The sequence below is a fragment of the Aestuariicoccus sp. MJ-SS9 genome (assembly GCF_032586235.1).
Taxonomy (GTDB): domain Bacteria; phylum Pseudomonadota; class Alphaproteobacteria; order Rhodobacterales; family Rhodobacteraceae; genus Aestuariicoccus.
In genome coordinates, this window is sequence record NZ_JAWHTD010000001.1 from 244,166 (window position 1) to 262,610 (window position 18,445).

16 protein-coding genes are annotated in these 18,445 nt (G+C 66.2%); 7 read left to right on the top strand and 9 right to left on the bottom strand.

Going from position 1 to position 18,445, the window contains the following annotated elements; genetic code table 11:
- Position 1: 1 nt before the first annotated feature.
- The 6 genes from rodA to RXV88_RS01230 all read right to left on the bottom strand — a co-directional run bounded on the left by rodA (position 2) and on the right by RXV88_RS01230 (position 7,114).
- On the bottom strand, positions 2-1,141 hold the full coding sequence (rodA, locus tag RXV88_RS01205) for a rod shape-determining protein RodA (RefSeq protein ID WP_316289933.1): 1,140 nt from the start codon (positions 1,139-1,141) through the stop codon (positions 2-4).
- On the bottom strand, positions 1,138-3,081 hold the full coding sequence (mrdA, locus tag RXV88_RS01210) for a penicillin-binding protein 2 (RefSeq protein ID WP_316289935.1): 1,944 nt from the start codon (positions 3,079-3,081) through the stop codon (positions 1,138-1,140). Before mrdA ends, rodA begins: the two co-directional genes overlap by 4 nt.
- The gene (locus RXV88_RS01215) at positions 3,078-3,617 is read right to left on the bottom strand and encodes a rod shape-determining protein MreD (protein ID WP_316289937.1); all 540 of its coding nucleotides are present in this window, start codon (positions 3,615-3,617) and stop codon (positions 3,078-3,080) included. Before RXV88_RS01215 ends, mrdA begins: the two co-directional genes overlap by 4 nt.
- On the bottom strand, positions 3,610-4,512 hold the full coding sequence (mreC, locus tag RXV88_RS01220; RefSeq protein ID WP_316289939.1) for a rod shape-determining protein MreC: 903 nt from the start codon (positions 4,510-4,512) through the stop codon (positions 3,610-3,612). Before mreC ends, RXV88_RS01215 begins: the two co-directional genes overlap by 8 nt.
- Before the next feature lie 30 nt (positions 4,513-4,542).
- Positions 4,543-5,589 carry a rod shape-determining protein gene (locus RXV88_RS01225; RefSeq protein WP_316289941.1) on the bottom strand — a complete coding sequence of 349 codons (1,047 nt, stop codon included), beginning with the start codon at positions 5,587-5,589 and terminating at the stop codon, positions 4,543-4,545.
- Positions 5,590-5,740: 151 nt separating this feature from the next.
- Entirely contained in the window at positions 5,741-7,114 is a 1,374-nt protein-coding gene (locus RXV88_RS01230; RefSeq protein ID WP_316289943.1) for a C13 family peptidase, read from the bottom strand.
- Positions 7,115-7,309: 195 nt separating this feature from the next.
- On the opposite strand from RXV88_RS01230, the gene RXV88_RS01235 reads away from it, so the two are divergent.
- The 3 genes from RXV88_RS01235 to mscL all read left to right on the top strand — a co-directional run bounded on the left by RXV88_RS01235 (position 7,310) and on the right by mscL (position 11,033).
- The gene (locus tag RXV88_RS01235; RefSeq protein WP_316289945.1) at positions 7,310-9,814 is read left to right on the top strand and encodes an FAD-dependent oxidoreductase; all 2,505 of its coding nucleotides are present in this window, start codon (positions 7,310-7,312) and stop codon (positions 9,812-9,814) included.
- A gap of 201 nt (positions 9,815-10,015) precedes the next feature.
- Positions 10,016-10,465 carry a YtoQ family protein gene (locus tag RXV88_RS01240; RefSeq protein ID WP_316289946.1) on the top strand — a complete coding sequence of 150 codons (450 nt, stop codon included), beginning with the start codon at positions 10,016-10,018 and terminating at the stop codon, positions 10,463-10,465.
- Between the two features lie 142 nt (positions 10,466-10,607).
- Positions 10,608-11,033: a large conductance mechanosensitive channel protein MscL gene (gene mscL, locus RXV88_RS01245; protein WP_316289948.1), complete on the top strand. Its 426-nt coding sequence runs from the start codon at positions 10,608-10,610 to the stop codon at positions 11,031-11,033.
- Positions 11,034-11,087: 54 nt separating this feature from the next.
- Here mscL and ald read toward each other — a convergent pair whose 3' ends face one another.
- On the bottom strand, positions 11,088-12,212 hold the full coding sequence (gene ald / locus RXV88_RS01250) for an alanine dehydrogenase (protein WP_316289949.1): 1,125 nt from the start codon (positions 12,210-12,212) through the stop codon (positions 11,088-11,090).
- A gap of 140 nt (positions 12,213-12,352) precedes the next feature.
- Here ald and RXV88_RS01255 point away from each other — a divergent pair, with 140 nt between their 5' ends.
- From RXV88_RS01255 to RXV88_RS01265, 3 genes are all read left to right on the top strand, one after another.
- Complete coding sequence (locus tag RXV88_RS01255; RefSeq protein WP_316289951.1) at positions 12,353-12,811, top strand: Lrp/AsnC family transcriptional regulator; 459 nt, start codon at positions 12,353-12,355, stop codon at positions 12,809-12,811.
- A 112-nt stretch (positions 12,812-12,923) separates the two neighbouring features.
- The gene (locus RXV88_RS01260; RefSeq protein WP_316289954.1) at positions 12,924-13,928 is read left to right on the top strand and encodes a Hint domain-containing protein; all 1,005 of its coding nucleotides are present in this window, start codon (positions 12,924-12,926) and stop codon (positions 13,926-13,928) included.
- A 56-nt stretch (positions 13,929-13,984) separates the two neighbouring features.
- Positions 13,985-15,568 (top strand): GMC family oxidoreductase, encoded by a 1,584-nt coding sequence (locus RXV88_RS01265; protein WP_316289956.1) that lies wholly within the window; start codon positions 13,985-13,987, stop codon positions 15,566-15,568.
- Positions 15,569-15,676: 108 nt separating this feature from the next.
- On the opposite strand, the gene RXV88_RS01270 is transcribed toward RXV88_RS01265, so the two are convergent.
- A complete protein-coding gene (locus RXV88_RS01270) occupies positions 15,677-17,041 on the bottom strand; it encodes an alpha/beta hydrolase (RefSeq protein ID WP_316289957.1) in 1,365 nt (454 codons plus the stop codon).
- A 146-nt stretch (positions 17,042-17,187) separates the two neighbouring features.
- Positions 17,188-17,394 (bottom strand): 30S ribosomal protein S21, encoded by a 207-nt coding sequence (gene rpsU, locus RXV88_RS01275; protein WP_005614280.1) that lies wholly within the window; start codon positions 17,392-17,394, stop codon positions 17,188-17,190.
- Positions 17,395-17,508: 114 nt separating this feature from the next.
- On the opposite strand from rpsU, the gene RXV88_RS01280 reads away from it, so the two are divergent.
- Positions 17,509-18,204, top strand: a complete 696-nt coding sequence (locus RXV88_RS01280; protein WP_316289979.1) for a COQ9 family protein — start codon at positions 17,509-17,511, stop codon at positions 18,202-18,204.
- Positions 18,205-18,445: the final 241 nt, after the last annotated feature.

Genomic DNA, 18,445 nt, shown 5'->3' on the forward strand with positions numbered 1-18,445 from the left:
GTTACCTCGGACGGTGGATATGGGCGCTCTGGACCAGGCCGAAGGCCACCATCAGCACCAGCATGGCGGACCCGCCGTAGCTGACCAGCGGCAGCGGCACACCGACGACGGGGGCCAGGCCCATGACCATAGCCATGTTCACGGCGAAGAAGAGAAAGAACGTCAGCCCGACGCCCAGGATCAGCAGAGACGAGAACCGGTCACGGTTCTGCATCGCGGCGACGATGCAGAAGATCAGGATCAGCACATACAGCATCAGAAGGGAAAAACCGCCGACAAAGCCGAACTCCTCGGCCAGGGTGTTGAAGATGAAATCGGTGTGCTTTTCGGGCAGGAAGTTCAGCCGCGACTGCGTGCCCTGCATGAAGCCGCGCCCGGTCCAACCGCCCGATCCCATGGCGATCTTGGCCTGGGTGATGTGATAGCCCGCGCCCAGCGGGTCGGACGAGGGATCGAGGAACGTGTCGATGCGGCGGAACTGATAGTCCTTGAGCATTTGCCAGTCGGTGCCGCGGCTCTTGAAGACGGTGGCGACAAAGCCGACCCCGGCGCTGACCACCACGGCGAAATAGGCCCAGTGCACGCCCGCCAGGAACATCATCAGCCCGCCCGAGGTCAGCAGAAGGATGGCGGTGCCCAGGTCGGGCTGGGTGATCACCAGGAAGGTGGGGATCAGGATCAGCGCCACCGGCAGGATCACCCACAGCGGATGCGAGGTCCGCTTCAGCGGCAGCCAGTCGTAATAGGCCGCCAGCAACATCACCATGGTGATCTTCATCAGTTCCGAGGGTTGCAGCCGCATGAACCCAAGGTCGATCCACCGTTGCGCGCCCATGCCGACACTGCCGACGAATTCCACCGCCACCAGCAGCGCCAGCGACGCCAGATAGGCGACCACGGCCATGTTGCGCCAGAACCAGATCGGCACCATCGCCACCACCAGCATCACCGTCAGCCCCAGCACGTAGCGCTTCATCTGCGGCTCGGCCCAGGGGCTCAGCGACCCGCCCGCCACGGAATAGAGCATCAGGAACCCGACGCCCGCGACCGCGGTCAGAAGGACGATCAAGGGCCAGTTCAGGAACAGGACCTTGCGCCAGCCCGAGGGGACTGATTTGACGGTGTACTCAAGATAGCTCATGCACGGCTGGGTCCGTCGCCGGGTTTGATCTTGCGCAGGGCGCTCAGCCGTTCCTGCAGGGCCTTGATGCGGGCGCGGTCCTTGGCCGGGTAGGCCTCGAGCGGGGGGTCGCCCTTGTAGAGCGCCTGCAGGGTCACGTCGCGGGCGATGGGCGCGGCCGCCGCCGATCCGCCGCCGCCGTGCTCGACCACGACCGACACCGCGATTTGCGGGGCCTCGAACGGCGCGAAGTTGACAAAGAGCGCATGGTCGCGCCGGTTCCAGGGCAGGTCTTCGTTGCGGGTAACGCCGCGGGCGCGCTCGGCGGCGGTGATGTTGCGGACCTGGCTGGTGCCGGTCTTGCCGGCCATGCGAAAGGCGTCCTCGATGATGCGGCTGCCATAGGCGGTGCCGCGGCGGTTGTTGCTGACCGAATACATCGCCCGGCGCACCTGCCGCAGATGGTTTTCGTTCAGCCCCAGCGCGCCGTTGCCCGGCACCTCGGTTTCGACCCCGTCGATGGATTTCACCAGCCGCGGGCTGATCGCGCGGCCGGTGGCGATGCGCGCCGTCATCACCGCCAGCTGCAGCGGCGAGGTCAGCACAAAGCCCTGCCCGATGGACGAGTTCACCGTGTCGCCGATCACCCAGTCCGCGCCGCGCTCGCGCAGCTTCCAGGCCTTGTCAGGCATCAGCCCCGAGGTCTCGGCGGACATCGGGATGCCGTGATCCATGCCCAGACCCAGCCTGCGGCCCATGGCGGCGATCTTTTCGATCCCGACCTTCAGCGCCAGCTCGTAATAATAGACGTCGCAGCTTTGGCGCAGAGAGTTTTCCAGGTCCATATGCCCGTGCCCCGCGCGCTTCCAGCAATGAAAGCGGCGGCCGCCGACCTCGAGATGGCCGGGGCACCAGACGGTGTCGTTGGGCGAGACCAGCCCGGCGTCCAGCGCCGCCAGCGCGGTGACCATCTTGAAGGTGGACCCCGGCGGATAGGCGTCCTGCACCGTCTTCGACGCCAGCGGGCGGTGGTCGTTGGTGTTGAGCGCGGCGTAATCGGGCACCGAGATGCCCCGCACGAACTTGTTCGGGTCATAGGACGGCGACGAGGCGACCGCCAGAAGATCGCCCTGTTCCAGATCCATCACCACCACGCTGGCGGATTCCTCGCCCAGTCGCGCCTGCACGTAATCCTGCAGCGCGCTGTCAACGGTCAGCTGCAGATCGGCGCCCGCTTCGCCTTCGCGGCGGTCGAGCTCGCGCATCACGCGGCCGGTGGCGTTGACCTCGACCCGCTTGGCCCCGGCGCGGCCGCGCAGCACGTCCTCGTATTCCGCCTCGATCCCGACCTTGCCGATCTGAAAGCGCGGGATGCGCAGCACCGGCTCGATCTCGCCGTAACGTTCCAGATCGCGGTCGTTCACCGGGCCGACATAGCCTGCCACATGGGCGAAATTCTCGACCTGCGGATAGGCGCGGCTAAGACCGACCTCGGGCGTCACGCCGGGCAGGGCGGGGGCGTTGGCGGCGACGCGGCTGATCGCTTCCCAGCTGACGCGGTCGGCGACGGTGAACGGCAGGAACGGCGCGCTGCGCTGCATTTCGGTCAGCGCGCGGTTCAGTTCGTCCTCGTCCAGCTCGACCAGCGTGGAAAGCCGCGCGATCACGTCGTTCACGTCGCCCGCGTCCTCGCGCACGATGGTGATCCGGTAGCTGGGCTCGTTGGCGGCGACCAGCCGCCCCTCGCGGTCGAAAATCTGCCCGCGCGACGGCGGGATCAGGCGGATGTTGATCCGGTTTTCCTCGGCCAGCAGGCGGAATTCGTCGGCCTGATCGACCTGCATATACCGCATCCGCAGCCCCAAAAGCCCGGCAAAGCCAAGCTGCGCGCCGCCCAGCAGCATCGCCCGCCGGCTGATCCGGCGCGCGCTGTCGGCGGTTTCCTTGGGCGAGCGTCTCATGCCACTTTGCCTCGTCGTTCCAGATCGCCCGGGGCCGGGCGGCGGATGCCGAACACCAGTTGCGACACCAGCACCACCACCGGGTATAGCAGAATTGTCATGGAATATTGAACCATGCCAAGCCACATCGCCCCTTCCGACACCATCAGAACCGCAAGAACGAAGCGGTAGATCAGCGTGATCAGCAAAAGCGTGCCCGCAACCGACATCCATTCCAGCAGAAAGGTGTTCTCGCGCTGGCGGCCGACGCCGGATTTCAGCAGCTCGACCGCGATCAGCGTCAAGGCCGACCAGAGCCCGGGCGGTCGCTGAAACAGCATGTCCGCCAGCAGCATGATCCCCGCGATGCTGATCGCCGGCACGTATTCGGGCCGCCTGAGCGCCCAGGCGAAACAGAAGGCCACCAGCAGGTCGGGCGAGGCCCAGCGGCGCGGCACCGTTTCCAGCGGGATCAGATGAAAGAACATGATCACCAGCGCCAGCGCCACGAAGGCAAACCGCATCAGCCACAGGCGCAGAACCGGCGTCTCACCCATCGGTCTGCTCCGCGTTGTCGGGCGGCGCGTCGGGCAGATCCTCGGGGGTGATCAGCGCGCTGGGGTTGGTGACGCGCCGCGCGCCGTGGTCGCGCAGCACGCGCAGAAACTCCAGCCGCTCGTAATCCGCCGCCAGCCGCGCGCGCAACCGCCCGCCGGGATCCTGCGCCACCTCTCCGATCAGCAGCCCGGGCGGGAACACCTCGCCATCGCCCGAGGTGACGATCCGGTCGCCCGGGCGCACCTGGTCGGGGTCCTCCAGAAAGTCGATGGGTGGCGCATTGGTGTTGTCGCCCACCACCAGTGCGCGCTGGCCCGAAGGCTGGATCACCGCCGGAATGCGGCTGGTGGCGTCGGTCAGCAGGATCACGCGGCTGGTGTTGGCCCCCACGCCCGAGATCCGGCCCACCAGCCCGATCCCGTCCATTGTTGCCCATCCGTCAACAATCCCGTCACGCGACCCCACATTGATCAGCACAGACTGCCGAAAGGGCGAACCCGAATCCGCCAGCACCACCCCGGTGATATAGGTCAGCCGCGGGTCGAGCCGCACATTGTTGAGATCGCGCAGCTTGGCGTTCTCCTGCTCGAGCTGCAGGGCGGCCTCTTTCCACGCGGTCATCTGCCGCAGCTCGCGCCGCAATTCCTGATTCTGCTCGTAGATGCGCTGGTAGCTCTGGAAATCCCGCAGGATCCGGACCGTCGCGGTAACCGGCGCCATCGCCCAGTCCATCCTCGGGACCACCGCATCGACGACTTGCGCGCGAAAGCGTTCGACACGGGGGGAATCGATGCGCCAGACCAGAAAGAGCCCCAGCAGACACAGGATCAGCACCGCCAGAAGCAATCGTTTCAGCGGGCCGGAATAATCATCCTGGCTGCGGTCTCTGGCCAATCATACCCCCTTGCCAAAGCGTGGGACATATCAGCTGTCGTAGTCAATCGCGTGGCGCAGCTGTTTTTCGTATTCCAGCGCCTTGCCAGTGCCCAGGGCCACGCAGTTGAGCGATTCGTCGGCGATCGACACCGCCAGTCCGGTCTGTTCGCGCAGCGCCAGGTCCAGATCGCCCAGCAGAGCGCCGCCGCCCGTCAGCATCACGCCCCGGTCGACGATATCGGCGGCCAGGTCCGGCGGGGTGGCTTCCAGCGCGGTCATCACCGCCTCGCAGATTGCCTGCACGGGCTCGCTCAGCGCCTCGGCGACCTGCGCCTGGCTGATCTCGGTCTCTTTCGGCACGCCGTTCAGCAGGTCGCGGCCCCGGATCTGCATCGACGACCCGCGCCCGTCGTCGGGCATCCGCGCGGTGCCGATCGAGGTCTTGATGCGCTCGGCGGTGGATTCGCCGACCAGCAGATTCTGCTGCCGGCGCAGGTAGTTGATGATCGCCTCGTCCATCCGGTCGCCGCCCACCCGGACCGACCGGGCATAGACGATGTCGCCAAGGCTCAGCACCGCCACCTCGGTGGTGCCGCCGCCGATGTCCACGACCATGTTACCGGTGGGGTCGGTGATCGGCATGCCCGCGCCGATGGCCGCCGCGATGGGTTCGGCGATCAGCCCCGCCTTGCGCGCGCCCGCGCTCAGCACCGATTGCCGGATCGCCCGCTTTTCGACGGGCGTCGCGCCATGCGGTACGCAGACGATGATCTTGGGCTTCGAGAAGGTCGACCGCTTGTGCACCTTGCGGATGAAGTGCTTGATCATCTCCTCGGCCACGTCGAAATCGGCGATCACGCCTTCGCGCATGGGCCGGATCGCCTCGATGCTGCCCGGCGTGCGGCCCAGCATCAGCTTGGCGTCCTCGCCCACGGCCAGCACCTTCTTTACGCCGTCCTTGACGTGATAGGCCACGACCGACGGCTCGGACAGGATCACGCCACGGCCCTTCACATAGACCAGCGTGTTCGCCGTGCCGAGGTCGATGGCCATATCCGCCGAGAATATGCCCAGAAGTTTGTCCAGTCCAAACATGCGTGCCTTGCCCTAAAACGTCGGTTTGCCCGCGACTCTGTCGAGTGCGGGTTTGTCGCCCTTATAGGCACGCGGGCGGTGGGGCGAAAGGGTGCGCGCAGGGGAAATCAGCTTGATATCGCCGATCCGTGAAGACGGCCCCTGCCGCCGCTCATTCTGCAGCCAAGGCCTGCCGCTGGCGTTCCGAATCGAGCCGGTCCAGATGTGCCGCCACCTCGGTGCCCACGGACATCTGCGGGCGCGATGGCGTGTGGCCCGCGTCCTCTTCCCACGCCGTGACGGTGTCGCGCGCGACCTCGAACGCCCGGCGCAGATCGGTCGAGGCGCCAACGCCCTCTTCCCAGAACGCCCGCCCGAACCAGGTCCAGCCCTCATGGTCGCCGCAGCCGAACGAATTCGTCTCGGCCGAGCTCGCGGTGATGACCAGCCGGCTCGGCGCTTCGAGATCGTCCACGAAAGAGCCGGAGTAGCAGGCCGACACCACGATGGCGAGGTTGGGAATGTCCGCGGCGTCAAGGATCGCCGCCAGACGTCCGGCGCTCATGTCCTGAAGCCAGCCGCCCGGCATTTCCAGCGACAGGTTGTCCGGGCTCCCGTGCGAGGTGAGGAACACAATCGCCATGTCCTCGTCGCGGTTCATCCTTGCGCCGATCGCCGCCAGCGCGCGTTCAAGGTTGACGTGGTTTGCCATGGGCGTTCGCAGCGGGTCGGGGGCGCTGTTGGCCAAAATGACAACCCGTTCGGGGCCGGCAAGACCGTCGCCCAGAATACCGGCCACCGCATGCGCCTCGTAGGCGAACACCTTTTCAAAGCCGTAGCCGCCGAAGGTGACCGCATAGACATCGACCAGCCCCGGCCTTTGCGGCGCAAGCGCATCCGTCTGCGCCCTCAGAAGACCGGACTGTTCGGCGTAGAGCCGTTCGGTTTCGATCCAGACCGACGCCTCCTCTTCCGATGCGGACGCCGGGTCTGCTTCCCAAAAGAGCGGCCAGGTGGCCTGTTCGAACTGAACCGCCGCCGAAACGGCGATCACCGGAACCAGCCCCGGCAGCGCCCGCCACCCCCGGCTGCCCGCCTCACGTGCCACGCGCCAGAACCCGGCGCCCAACAACGAAAAGCCAAGCACCACAACCCCGACCCCCGGCGCGATTTGCAGCATCCCTTCCGAATATTCGAAGAGCTCCCAAAACAGGATCGCCACGACGCAATTGAAGACCGAAACCCAGCATGTCACCAGCAGAGCGGCAGGCAAAAGCGCGCCGCTTCCCGTGATCGTCAGACCCAGCGCGAGGCCGAGCGCGGTCAGCAGCCAGCCGCCGAAGTAAACGAAGAACCCGGTCCTGTTCGGGGTCGCCCCGGGGCCGGTGAGGAAGGCTTCGAAAAGAACGCCGGCGGCAAGGGCCACAAGCACCGCCAGTACGATCTGCCCCGGTGTCGCCGTCATGAAACCGGCGGTCTCGCGCCGGAACAGCGCGCGCCACGGAAAGGCGGCATTGCGCAGGGTCTCAAACATCACATTCTGCATGTATAACACTCCAACTCGTTATGTTTTCTACCTGAGGGCGTATTTCGTCGCGGGCTTGGCGCAAGCGTGGTCTTCCGAGGGCAAGGGGGTTTGCCCGATGCCATGTCGCTTTCCCGCCATGACGTGTCGGGCCAGTTCAGCGTCGCCGCGCGAGGGGATGTAGGTACGTCCCAAACGCTTGTCGGAGACGTCCTCATGAAGACCCAAGTCAAAGCCCTTGTCGTCGGCGGCGGTGCCGTCGGAACCTCCATCGCCTACCACCTCGCCCGCGCGGGGTGGGACGACGTGATGCTGCTCGAACGCGACGAGCTGACGTCGGGCTCGACCTGGCATGCGGCGGGGCTTCTGCCGTATTTCAACATGTCCTACGCGACGACCCACATCCACGACTACTCGATCAAGTTCTACAAGACGCTCGAAGAGGAAACCGGCCTCAACGCGGGTTTCTTCGTGGTGGGCAACCTGCGCATGGCGCAGACCGACGCGCGCATGGACGAATACATGCTCTACGCCTCGACCGCCGAGACCTGCGGCGTGCCCTACGAATGGATGACCCCCGCGCAGATCAAGGACCGCTGGCCGCTGGTGCGCACCGAGGACCTGAAAGGCGCGATCTACCACCCCACGGACGGCTACATTAACCCCGCCGACGTCACGATGGCGATGGCCAAGGGCGCGCGCCAGCGCGGCGTGACGATCGAGCGCAAATGGCAGGTCGACAGCTACACCTGGGCGGGCGACCACTGGGATGTGGGCGTCACCAAGATGGTCGAGAAAGGCGGCAACCTGGTGCCCTCGGACGAGCAGATGGTGATCCAGGCCGAACACGTCGTCACCGCCACCGGCAACCACGCGCAGCGCACCGCCAAGCTGCTGGGCCTCAAGATCCCCGCCATTCCGGTCGAACACCAGTACATCGTCACCGAACCCGATCCGGCGCTCGTCGAATGGCGCAAGGCCGGCAATGCCGAACACCCGGTGCTGCGCGATGCCGACGCCAAGTGGTACGTGCGCGAGGAACGCGGCGGCTGGATCCTGGGCCCCTACGAGCTTAACGCGCCCGCGCGGTTCGAATATGGCGTGCCCGACAGCTTCCGCGCCGACCTCTTCCCGCTCGATCTGGAACGGATCGAAGAGGAATACATGTCGATGATCCACCGCCTCCCGTCCTCGGAAGAGGTGGGGCTCAAGGACGATTACAACGGCCCGATCTGCTACACGCCCGACGGCAACCCGCTGATCGGCCCCGCGCCAGGGCTGCGCAACATGTGGCTGGCCGAGGGCTTTTCCTTCGGCATCACCGCCGCCGGCGGGGCAGGGTACTACCTGGCGCAGCTGATGGTCGAGGGCGAGGCCGAGATCGACATGGCCTCGCTCGACCCCAAGCGCTACGGCAGCTGGATGACCACCGAATACGCCGCGCGCAAGAACGAAGAGGCGTATGAGCACGTCTACATCCTGCACCACCCCGACGAGGAACGTCCCGCCTGCCGCCCCCTGCGCACCGCGCCCGCCTACGACCGGCAAAAGGCGCTGGGCGCGCAGTTCGGCTGCGTCAACGGCTGGGAGCGGCCCAATTATTACGGCCCCACGGATGCGCCCGACACCTTCGACCACGACGCCCGCAGCTTCCGCCGCGGCGGCTGGTGGCAATATGCGGTGGACGAGGCCAAGGCCGTACGCGAAGGCGTCGGCCTGATCGACGCCACCGCCTTCACCAAGCATGTGGTCAAGGGCCCCGGCGCGACGCAGTTCCTCGATTGGTTCACCTGCAACAAACTGCCAAAGGTGGGCCGGATCAACCTGACCTACGCGCTGACATCGCACGGCACCACCCGCACAGAATACACCATCGTGCGGCTGGCCGAGGACGAATACTACCTCGTCTCCGCCGGGGCCTGGACGGCCTATGACGCCGACTACCTGCGCAAGGCCGCCGCCGACAAGGCACCCGAGTTCGGCTATATCGAGATCCAGGACGTCACCACCCAATGGGGCGTCTTCGCCATCGCAGGGCCGAAATCCCGCGAGGTGCTGGGCGAGATCGTCAAGGATGCCGACCCCTCAACCGTGCTGGGCAACAAGCGCTTTCCCTGGCTCTCGTGCCGCGACATCGAGCTGGGCATGTGCCCGGTCCGCGCCATCCGCGTCGCCTATACTGGTGAATTGGGCTGGGAACTGCACCACCCGATCGAGATGCAGAACTACCTCTGGGACCAGCTGATGGCGGCGGGCGCAAAGCACGGGATGAAGCTGGTGGGCGCGCGGGCGCAGAACTGGCTCCGCCAGGAGAAAAGCTACCGCGCCTTCGGCACCGAACTGGGTCGCGACGCCACCCCGCTCGAGGCCGACCTGCCGCGCTTCGTGGATTTGTCCAAGGACTTCCACGGCAAGGCGGCGATGGAGCAGACGGGGGTGCGCGCCAAATGCTGCACCCTGCTGATCGACGGCCCCGATGACGCCGACCCCTGGGGCCGCGAGGCGCTCTATACCCCCGACGGCGCCCGCGTCGGCCGCCTGACCTCGGGCGGCTACTCGGTCGCCTTCGGCAAGTCGATCGGCATGGGCTACGTCACCCCTGAACTCGCCACGCCCGGCACGAAGCTCCAGGTCAAGATGCAGGACAGGCTCTGGGACACCGAGGTGGTCGAAGACAGCCCCTACGACCCCAGGAACGAAGCGATCCGCAAGGACGTCTGAGCCAACGACCCCGCCGCGACGGCGCCCCTCCGACCGTCGCGGCAAAGGACAAACGGGCGGGGGCTTCCGCGTCGCCCCCGCCCTTTCACTGATCCCCAAATATCCCGGGGGGCTGCGCAGCAGCGGGGGCAGCGCCCCCTCCTCCGGTTGCCATCCGGCGGCCCAGGCGTATGTTGTGCGCCAAATCAGAGGAGATGGGATATGGGACTGAACGTCTATCTTTCGGGCGAGATTCACACCGACTGGCGCGAGCAGATCATCGACGGGGCGCAGGGGCTTGACGTGACCTTCAACGCGCCGGTGACCGATCACGCCGCCAGCGACGATTGCGGCGTCGCCATCCTCGGGGCCGAAGAGGACAAGTACTGGCACGACCACAAGGGCGCGATGGTCAACGCCATCCGCACCCGCAAGGGGATCGAGGACGCCGACGTGGTCGTGGTGCGTTTCGGCGACAAGTACAAGCAGTGGAACGCGGCCTTCGATGCGGGCTATGCTTCGGCGCTGGGCAAGTCGCTGATCATCCTGCAGCCGCCCGAGCACGACCATGCGCTCAAAGAGGTGGACGCGGCGGCGCTGGCCATGGCGCGCACACCGCAGCAGGTGGTGCAGATCCTGCGCTACGTCCTGACCGGCGCGCTGCCGGGCTGACCTCGGCGCGGTGCGCGGGGACCGCGCACCCTACGGGCCTTTCGCAGAGAAGTTTGGCGTTGCGCTGTACGCCCTGGCCTGCCTTTACTGTCGCGTGCCGGCCAGCCGGACGGCCGGCGTCAGCTTATCTTCGGGAAATCACATGATCCAGGAATTCAAGCAATTCATCGCCCGGGGCAATGTCATGGACATGGCCGTGGGCATCATCATCGGAGCGGCCTTCACCGCCATCGTCAAATCGCTTGTCGGCGACATCATCAACCCGATCATCGCGCTCTTCACCGGCGGGATCGACTTCTCGGGCTGGTTCTACGTGCTGGGCGACGGCGAATTCGCCTCGATCGAAGCGGCGACCGAGGCCGGGGTCCCGGTCTTTGCCATCGGCACCTTCATTATGGCGGTGATCAATTTCCTGATCGTCGCCTTCGCGGTGTTCATGCTGGTCAAGACGGTCAACCGCATCAAGGCCGCGGCCGAGACGCCCGAGAACCCCGCCGAGGAAGAGGCCCCAGCGGGCCCGACCGAGCTGGAGGTCCTGCTGGAGATCCGCGACGCGCTCAAGCGCTGAGCGCCCCTCGAAAAGCAATCGGCCGGGCCCCTCGCGGGCCCGGCCGATCCGCAGTCAGGCGGCGGTCTTCAGCGCCAGTTGCGGCGCGGTCACGTCCATCCCCAGCGCCTTGCCCACGGCATAATACGTCAGCCGCCCGGCATGGACGTTCAGACCGTCCAGCAGATGTGGATCATCCGCGCAGGCCTGCCGCCAGCCCTTGTCGGCCAGCGCCAGCATGTAGGGCATCGTCGCGTTGCCCAGAGCGATGGTCGAGGTGCGCGCAACCGCCCCCGGCATATTGGCCACGCAGTAATGCATGATCCCGTCGACCTCGTAGATCGGATCGGCATGGGTGGTGGCCTTCGACGTTTCGAAACAGCCGCCCTGGTCGATGGCCACATCGACCAGCGCCGCCCCGGGCTTCATCATGGCGAAGTCGGCGCGCTTGACCAGCTTGGGCGCCGCGGCGCCGGGCACCAGAACCGCGCCGATCACCATATCCGCCGCGCCCAGATGCTCGGCCAGCAGGCCCGCGCTGGAATAGCCGGTGCGGAAGGTGCCACCGAAGACTTCGTCGAGATAGCGCAGCCGCGCCAGCGAACGGTCGAGCACGGTCACTTCGGCGCCCATACCCGCGGCGATGCGCGCCGCGTGGGTGCCGACCACGCCGCCGCCGATGACCAGCACCCGCGCCGGGCCGACGCCGGGCACGCCGCCCATCAGCACACCGCGCCCGCCATTGGCCTTCTGCAGCGTCCATGCACCCATCTGCGGCGCCAGACGGCCCGCGACCTCGGACATCGGGGCCAGCAGCGGCAGCCCGCCGCGCTCGTCGGTCACGGTTTCATAGGCAATCGCGGTGCAGCCCGAGGCCAGCAGATCGCGGGTTTGCTCGGGGTCGGGGGCGAGATGCAGATAGGTGAAAAGCAGCTGACCCTCGCGCAGCATCTTGCGCTCGATCGCCTGCGGCTCTTTGACCTTCACGATCATGTCGGCGGTGGCAAAGATTTCCTCGGCGGTGTCGAGGATCGCCGCCCCGGCGGCCTCGTAATCGGCATCGGTGAAGCCGGCGCCAAGGCCTGCGCCTTTCTGGATCACCACGTCATGGCCGTGGGCGACGGCCTCGCGCGCGGCGTTGGGCGTGACGCCAACGCGGAATTCCTGGGGTTTGATCTCTGTCGGGCATCCGATTTTCATGGCAGCTCCTCCTGTCTGACGCTTGACCGCATATTGCGCCAAATCGCTTGCAATTTCCGTGCAAGTCTGGTGCGCTGATAGCGATAAAGGTCGAAGGATCTTCGAGCATATTGCCAAATGGCCGCAGAAAAGGGACGTAAATGAAGCTGGATGAGATGGATCGCCGAATCCTACGGGTCCTGCAGCGCGCGGGCCGCATGTCCAATGCGGACCTTTCCGAAGAAGTGAACCTGTCGCCCTCGGCCTGTCATCGCCGGGTGCAGCGGCTCGAGGAATCGGGGATGATCCGCGATTACGTGGCGCTGCTGGATGCGCGCAAGCTGGGCCTTTCCTCGACCGTTTTTGTCGAAATCACGCTGAACACGCAGGCCGACGAGGTGCTCGAGGCATTCGAAAAGGCGGTATCACGCGTGCCCGAGGTGCTCGAATGCCATCTGATGGCGGGCACCGCCGATTACATCCTCAAGATTGTCGCCGAAAGCACCGAGGATTTCGCCCGCATCCACCGCCAGTACCTGACCCGCCTGCCCGGGGTGGCGCAGATGCAATCCTCGTTCGCGCTGCGCACGGTTTTCAAGACGACGGCCCTGCCGGTCTGACGGCCGGTCGTTCGAATTTTCATTAATTTTCCGTCGCTGGGCCGTCCGGCTTAACGAACGCTTTGCTGTCCTTGCCCCAGAACGACCCTGAAAGCGCGGGGCGGGGCAAGCGATGGTCTTTTCGATCGAGGCAGAGGATAGCGAATTCGCCGTGTCGACGGGCAACAACGTCAACACGGCCAACGGGCAGTCGCGGTTCGACCATCCGCCCAACGCCAGCAAGGATCTGGTGATCACCGCGGTCGAAGGCGATTCCGACCCGCGCCTGTTCGAGGTCGGCGATACCTATGACATCAGCTGGGGCGGGGCGGGCGGCGGCGGCACCATCCTGAACGCCACCGTGGTGCGCAGCGACGATCCCTCCGACGGCGGCAGCGGCGGCGTGCTGGTGTTCGAAGGGGTGGATGAGAACGGCGATACGGCGCAGGTGGTCTGGACCCCCGGCGACGATCTGGAGGATTGGTACTGGGCCCAATACCGCCCCTCATCGCGGCCCGAGTTCCGCACGACCGACCAGAACAGCAGCTTTGATTACGAGGTCGTCTGTTTCGAAAAAACCGTCCGGCTCGCCACGCCGCGCGGCTGGCAGCCGGTGTCGTCCTTGCGGGTGGGCCAGACCGTCTGCACCTGGGACGGCGCGCGGCGCGTGGTGCGCTGGGTCGGCCGCAAGACCGTCGCGGCGACGGAAAACGCCGCCCCGATCCGGTTTGCGCCGGGAACCATCGGGAATGCCGCACCGATCAAGCTGTCGCCGCAGCACCGGGTGATGATCGCCTCGCCGCAGGCCGAACTGCACTTTGGCGCATCCGAGGTGCTGGTGCCCGCCATCGGGCTCGTGGATGGCCGCAGGGTGCGCCGGGTGCAGCGGCAGAACGTGACTTATGTGCATATCCTGCTGGACCGCCACGATATTCTGATCGCCGAGGGCGCGCCCTGCGAAAGCCTGCTGCCGGGGGACCGCAGCGGCGCAATCCTCTCCGCCCACGACCGCGCGGACATCCGCCGCGTTCTGGGCCCCGACAGCCACATCCCCGCCCGCCCCATCCTGCGCCGGCGCGAGGCGGCGACGCTTGTGGCGTCCTGCCGCGTCCCACTGCGGGAACAGGCGGTGTTCTGACATTGCCCCTCGGCCGGGTCTGCGCCATTCTGCGCGCGGCATCGGGGGGACGGCACTTGACCTGGGATCACATCGTCATCGGCGCGGGCAGCGCGGGCTGCGTTCTGGCAAAACGGCTGAGCGAGGCGGGCCGCCGCGTCCTGCTGCTCGAGGCCGGGGGGCGCGACAATTACCATTGGGTGCATATCCCGATGGGCTATCTTTACTGCATCGGCAATCCGCGCACCGACTGGCTTTACCGCACGGCCCAGGAACCGGGACTGAACGGGCGCTCGCTGCTTTACCCGCGCGGCAAGGTGCTGGGGGGCTGTTCGTCGATCAACGGGATGCTCTACCTGCGCGGCCAGGCCGCCGATTATGACGGCTGGCGGCAGATGGGCCTGCCCGGCTGGGGCTGGGACGACGTGCTGCCGTTCTTCAAACGGTCCGAGGATTACGTCGAGGGCCCGTCGGACATGCACGGGGCCGGGGGCGAATGGCGGGTCGAGAACCAGCGCCTGCATTGGGACGTGCTGGACCACTGGATGGACGCCGCCGCCGCCGCCGGGCTGCCGAGAGTGACCGATTTCAACACCGGCGACACCGAGGGCGTCGGCTATTTCCGGGTGAACCAGCGCAACGGCTGGCGTATGAACACCGCCAAGGCGTTCCTGCGCACCACCTCGACCGACCGGCTGAAGGTGGAAACCCAGGCGCATGTGCAAGAGCTGCTTTTCGATGGCGCGCGGGTGACCGGCGTGGCCTACCAGCGCGACGGCCAGCGGATCGAGGCGCGGGCCGAGGGCGACGTGATCCTGTCGGCGGGCGCAATCGGATCGCCGCAGATCCTGCAATTGTCCGGGCTGGGGCCGGGGGCGCTGTTGCAGGAGCACGGGATCGCGGTCAGGCGCGATATCGAGGGGATCGGTGCCAACCTTCAGGACCATCTGCAATTGCGCTGCGCCTGGCGGCTGACCGGGGCCAAGACGCTGAACACCATGGCCAATTCGCTGATCGGCAAGGCGAAGATCGCCGCCGAATACGCGCTGAAACGCACCGGCCCGATGTCGATGGCGCCGTCGCAGTTGGGCGCTTTCGCGCGCTCGCGCGAGGGGCTGGCGACGCCGGATCTGGAATACCATGTCCAGCCGCTGTCGCTGGATGCCTTCGGCGAGCCGCTGCATAGTTTCCCTGCGATCACCGCCAGCGTCTGCAACCTGCGGCCCGAAAGCCGGGGCAGCGTGCGGATCGCCTCGGGGAATTTCCGCGACGCGCCGGTGATCGCACCGAACTATCTGAGCACCGAGGGCGACCGGCAGGTTGCGGCGGATTCGATCCGGCTGACCCGCCGGATCATGGCGCAAGAGCCGATGGCGCGTTACCAGCCCGATGAGATGCGGCCCGGTGCCGTGCTGGAAACCGATGCCGAGCTGGCCAAGGCTGCCGGCGACATCGGCACGACGATCTTTCATCCCGTGGGCACCGTGCGCATGGGCGCGGACGAGGCCGCGCCGCTGGATGCGGCGCTGCGGCTGCGCGGGGTCGAGAACCTGCGCGTGGTGGATGCCAGCGTCATGCCGACGATCACCAGCGGCAACACCAACGCGCCCACGATCATGATCGCGGAAAAGGCGGCGGCGATGATGCTTGAGGAAGGTTAGCAAGGCTGACCTAATGTTTCGCGCGCGAAACATCGGGTCAGTAGGTATGAAATTTAACTTATTGATCCATTAGGGAAATTTAGGATTTCCTTAAGGTGGCGCACGGTGCTAGCCAGGCATCTCCCACCAGATCCCAGCGGCGCTGCTGCGCTCTTTCAGCGTGGGCATACGCCTGCGCGGGGGCCGCAGGCCGCTCAGGAACAGGTTGCCCAGATCGTCCAGCAGCCCCCGGTCGTGCGCATAGGTGTTGTGGTTGAGCGAGAAAAGCTCTGTCCCGACGGCGGTCACGTCGATGGTGTCGATATCGGGCACCACCACCGGCCCCGTGGCCGGCACGTCGCCCGCGCGCGGATGCCCGCCGCGGATCGTCTCGGAGGCCATCAGCGCCAGATCCGACGCGCAGGCATAAAGCGTGACACCCTTCGCATGACGGGTGAAATGCTGCGCGATGCCCTTGAAGACTTCGGCGTCCACGTCGGGTGCTGCGAGGATCAACTGGTCGATCACCTTGTCGGTGCGGGCAGAGAGTTTCGTGCCTGCGCGGGTCACAAGCTCTGCCAGCGCGGCATTGCCCATGGAATGCGCCACGACGTGCAGCTTGTCGATGCCGGGTGTCGTCAGCACCAGGTCGAGGAAGGCGTCGAGATGCGTGACCGCCCCGCGCGCCGCGTCCATATCGGCCACGTAAGAGGCGACGCCGCCCGTGCTGGGCCAGCTGTAGGCAAAGGCGGGGCCGTCGAACCCCAGATCGTGCGCCAGCTGCGCGGCGCGGTACATGGCGGTCTGAAAGGTCGTGTTGAAGCCGTGGATATAAAGAAACGCGGTGTCATCGTAATTGCGCGCGGCATGGGCGGCCTCGGCGGCCAAAGCGGTGAAATCGTCGGGTTCCAGGATCTCCGTCCGATGAATGGTAAAGTGTTTCGCCGGATCCTCGTCCTCGCGCCAGAGGGTGATCTTGAAGAGCGTAAATTCACGCGGGCGTTCCATGTGACCCAGACGGTGCGCCTCTTTCGGGATCGTGATGTCGGTGGCGCCGACGGTCAGATGCCCGGCACGGTCGGTGCCAAAGCCGGGGCCCGTGCCGGTTATGGCGGTGACGTTGCGGTCGGTGCCGAAAAAGATGCGCTGGACCCAGTAATCCTCGGATTCGGGCAGAGCCATTTCGAACGGGTCGCCCGCGTCCTCATCGAAGGGCATCCCGAAGCCGTGGTTGAACCATTTCACGGTTTTGGAGGGCCTTCCGTCGCCGTCGTCCGGCGATGCGGCCTCCGGTTCGGCCGGGAGCGGGGCAGGCGCGCCGAAAGGGGCGGCTGCGGCCGGGGGCGGCGCGGCCTGTTGTTGTTGTTGCTGTTGCTGTTGTGGCGGTGGTTTGTCGGCCTCGGGCGGCGGCGCGCTGCTGCGCAGGGCGAACAAGACGAAGGCCAGCAAGGCCAGAAGGACAAGGCAAACGATCCAGAAAATCGGGTCGGTCATGGGGCGATCCAGACGCAATTACCAAAAGGTGAATGGATCGAGTATGCCACAACCGTGGCATCGCGCCAGCCCCAAGAGACGACAAACCCCCGAAAGGCGCAGGCCCCGGGGGTCGTCTTGTGACTTTTCAAGTGCTGAAAAGCTGCTTAGAGCAGACCTTCGCGCTGTGCCTTTTTACGAGCCAGCTTGCGGGCCCGGCGGATCGCCTCGGCCTTCTCGCGCGCTTTTTTCTCGGACGGCTTCTCGAAATGTTGCTTGAGCTTCATTTCGCGGAACACGCCTTCGCGCTGCAGCTTCTTCTTCAGGGCACGGAGCGCCTGATCGACATTGTTGTCGCGAACACTAACCTGCATGTGGTTGTCACCACCTTTCTAAGTTGAGTTGCAAGGATTTGCAGGAGGTGGCCGTATAGCAAAGCCGCCTTAAGTTGTCTAGGGTGCGAAACACCGAAGAAAACGGGGGATCCGATGACCGAAACCGATGCGACACCCGATGCCGACGCGCTGCTGGACGCCGCGCTGATGCATGTGGCCTTCGATGGCTGGTCCGAGACCGCGTTCAAGGCGGCGGTGGCCGACACCGGCATGGATCCGGTACTGGCGCGGTCGCTTTGTCCGCGCGGGGCGGTGGATCTGGCGATGGCCTTCCACCGGCGCGGCGACGACGCGATGGTCGAGCGGCTGGCGGCAACGGACATGACGGGGATGCGGTTCCGCGACAAGGTGGCGCTGGCGGTCAGGCTGCGGCTCGAGGCGGTCGAGGACCGCGAGGCGGTTCGGCGGGGCACGACGCTCTTCGCGCTGCCGATGCATGCGGCGGACGGGGCCAGGCTGATCTGGGGCACGGCGGACCGCATCTGGACCGCGCTGGGCGACACGTCGGACGACGTGAACTGGTACACCAAGCGCGCGACGCTGTCGGGGGTCTATTCGGCGACGGTGCTCTATTGGCTGGGGGACGATTCGCTGGATCATCAGGCGACGTGGGAGTTTCTGGACCGCCGGATCGACGACGTGATGCGGATCGAGGGGCTGAAGGCCAGCGCGCGCAAGAACCCGCTGCTAAGCCGGCTGATGGCCGGGCCCGACATGGTGCTGTCGCGGATCCGCGCGCCACGCGCGGCGGCGGACATTCCGGGCCAGTGGGGCGGCAAGGGCCGCTGAGCGTGCCGCCGTCCCGGGCTTGACCCGGGACCTCGTGGCCCGTCGACCAGGCTTGCCCGTTGAAGGCCTTTCCCTCACCGTGCGGATCGCATCGGCGTGGTCCTGATCGCCCGCCTTTCAACTCCGGCCAAGCTGGCGATAATAGGGTGACACGCGTGCCCGGCGCGCCCAAGACCGTTCAGCCTGCGCCCGCGCGGGCTGGGAATCGAGACAACCGGCGCGCGACGCGCCCACCCGACCA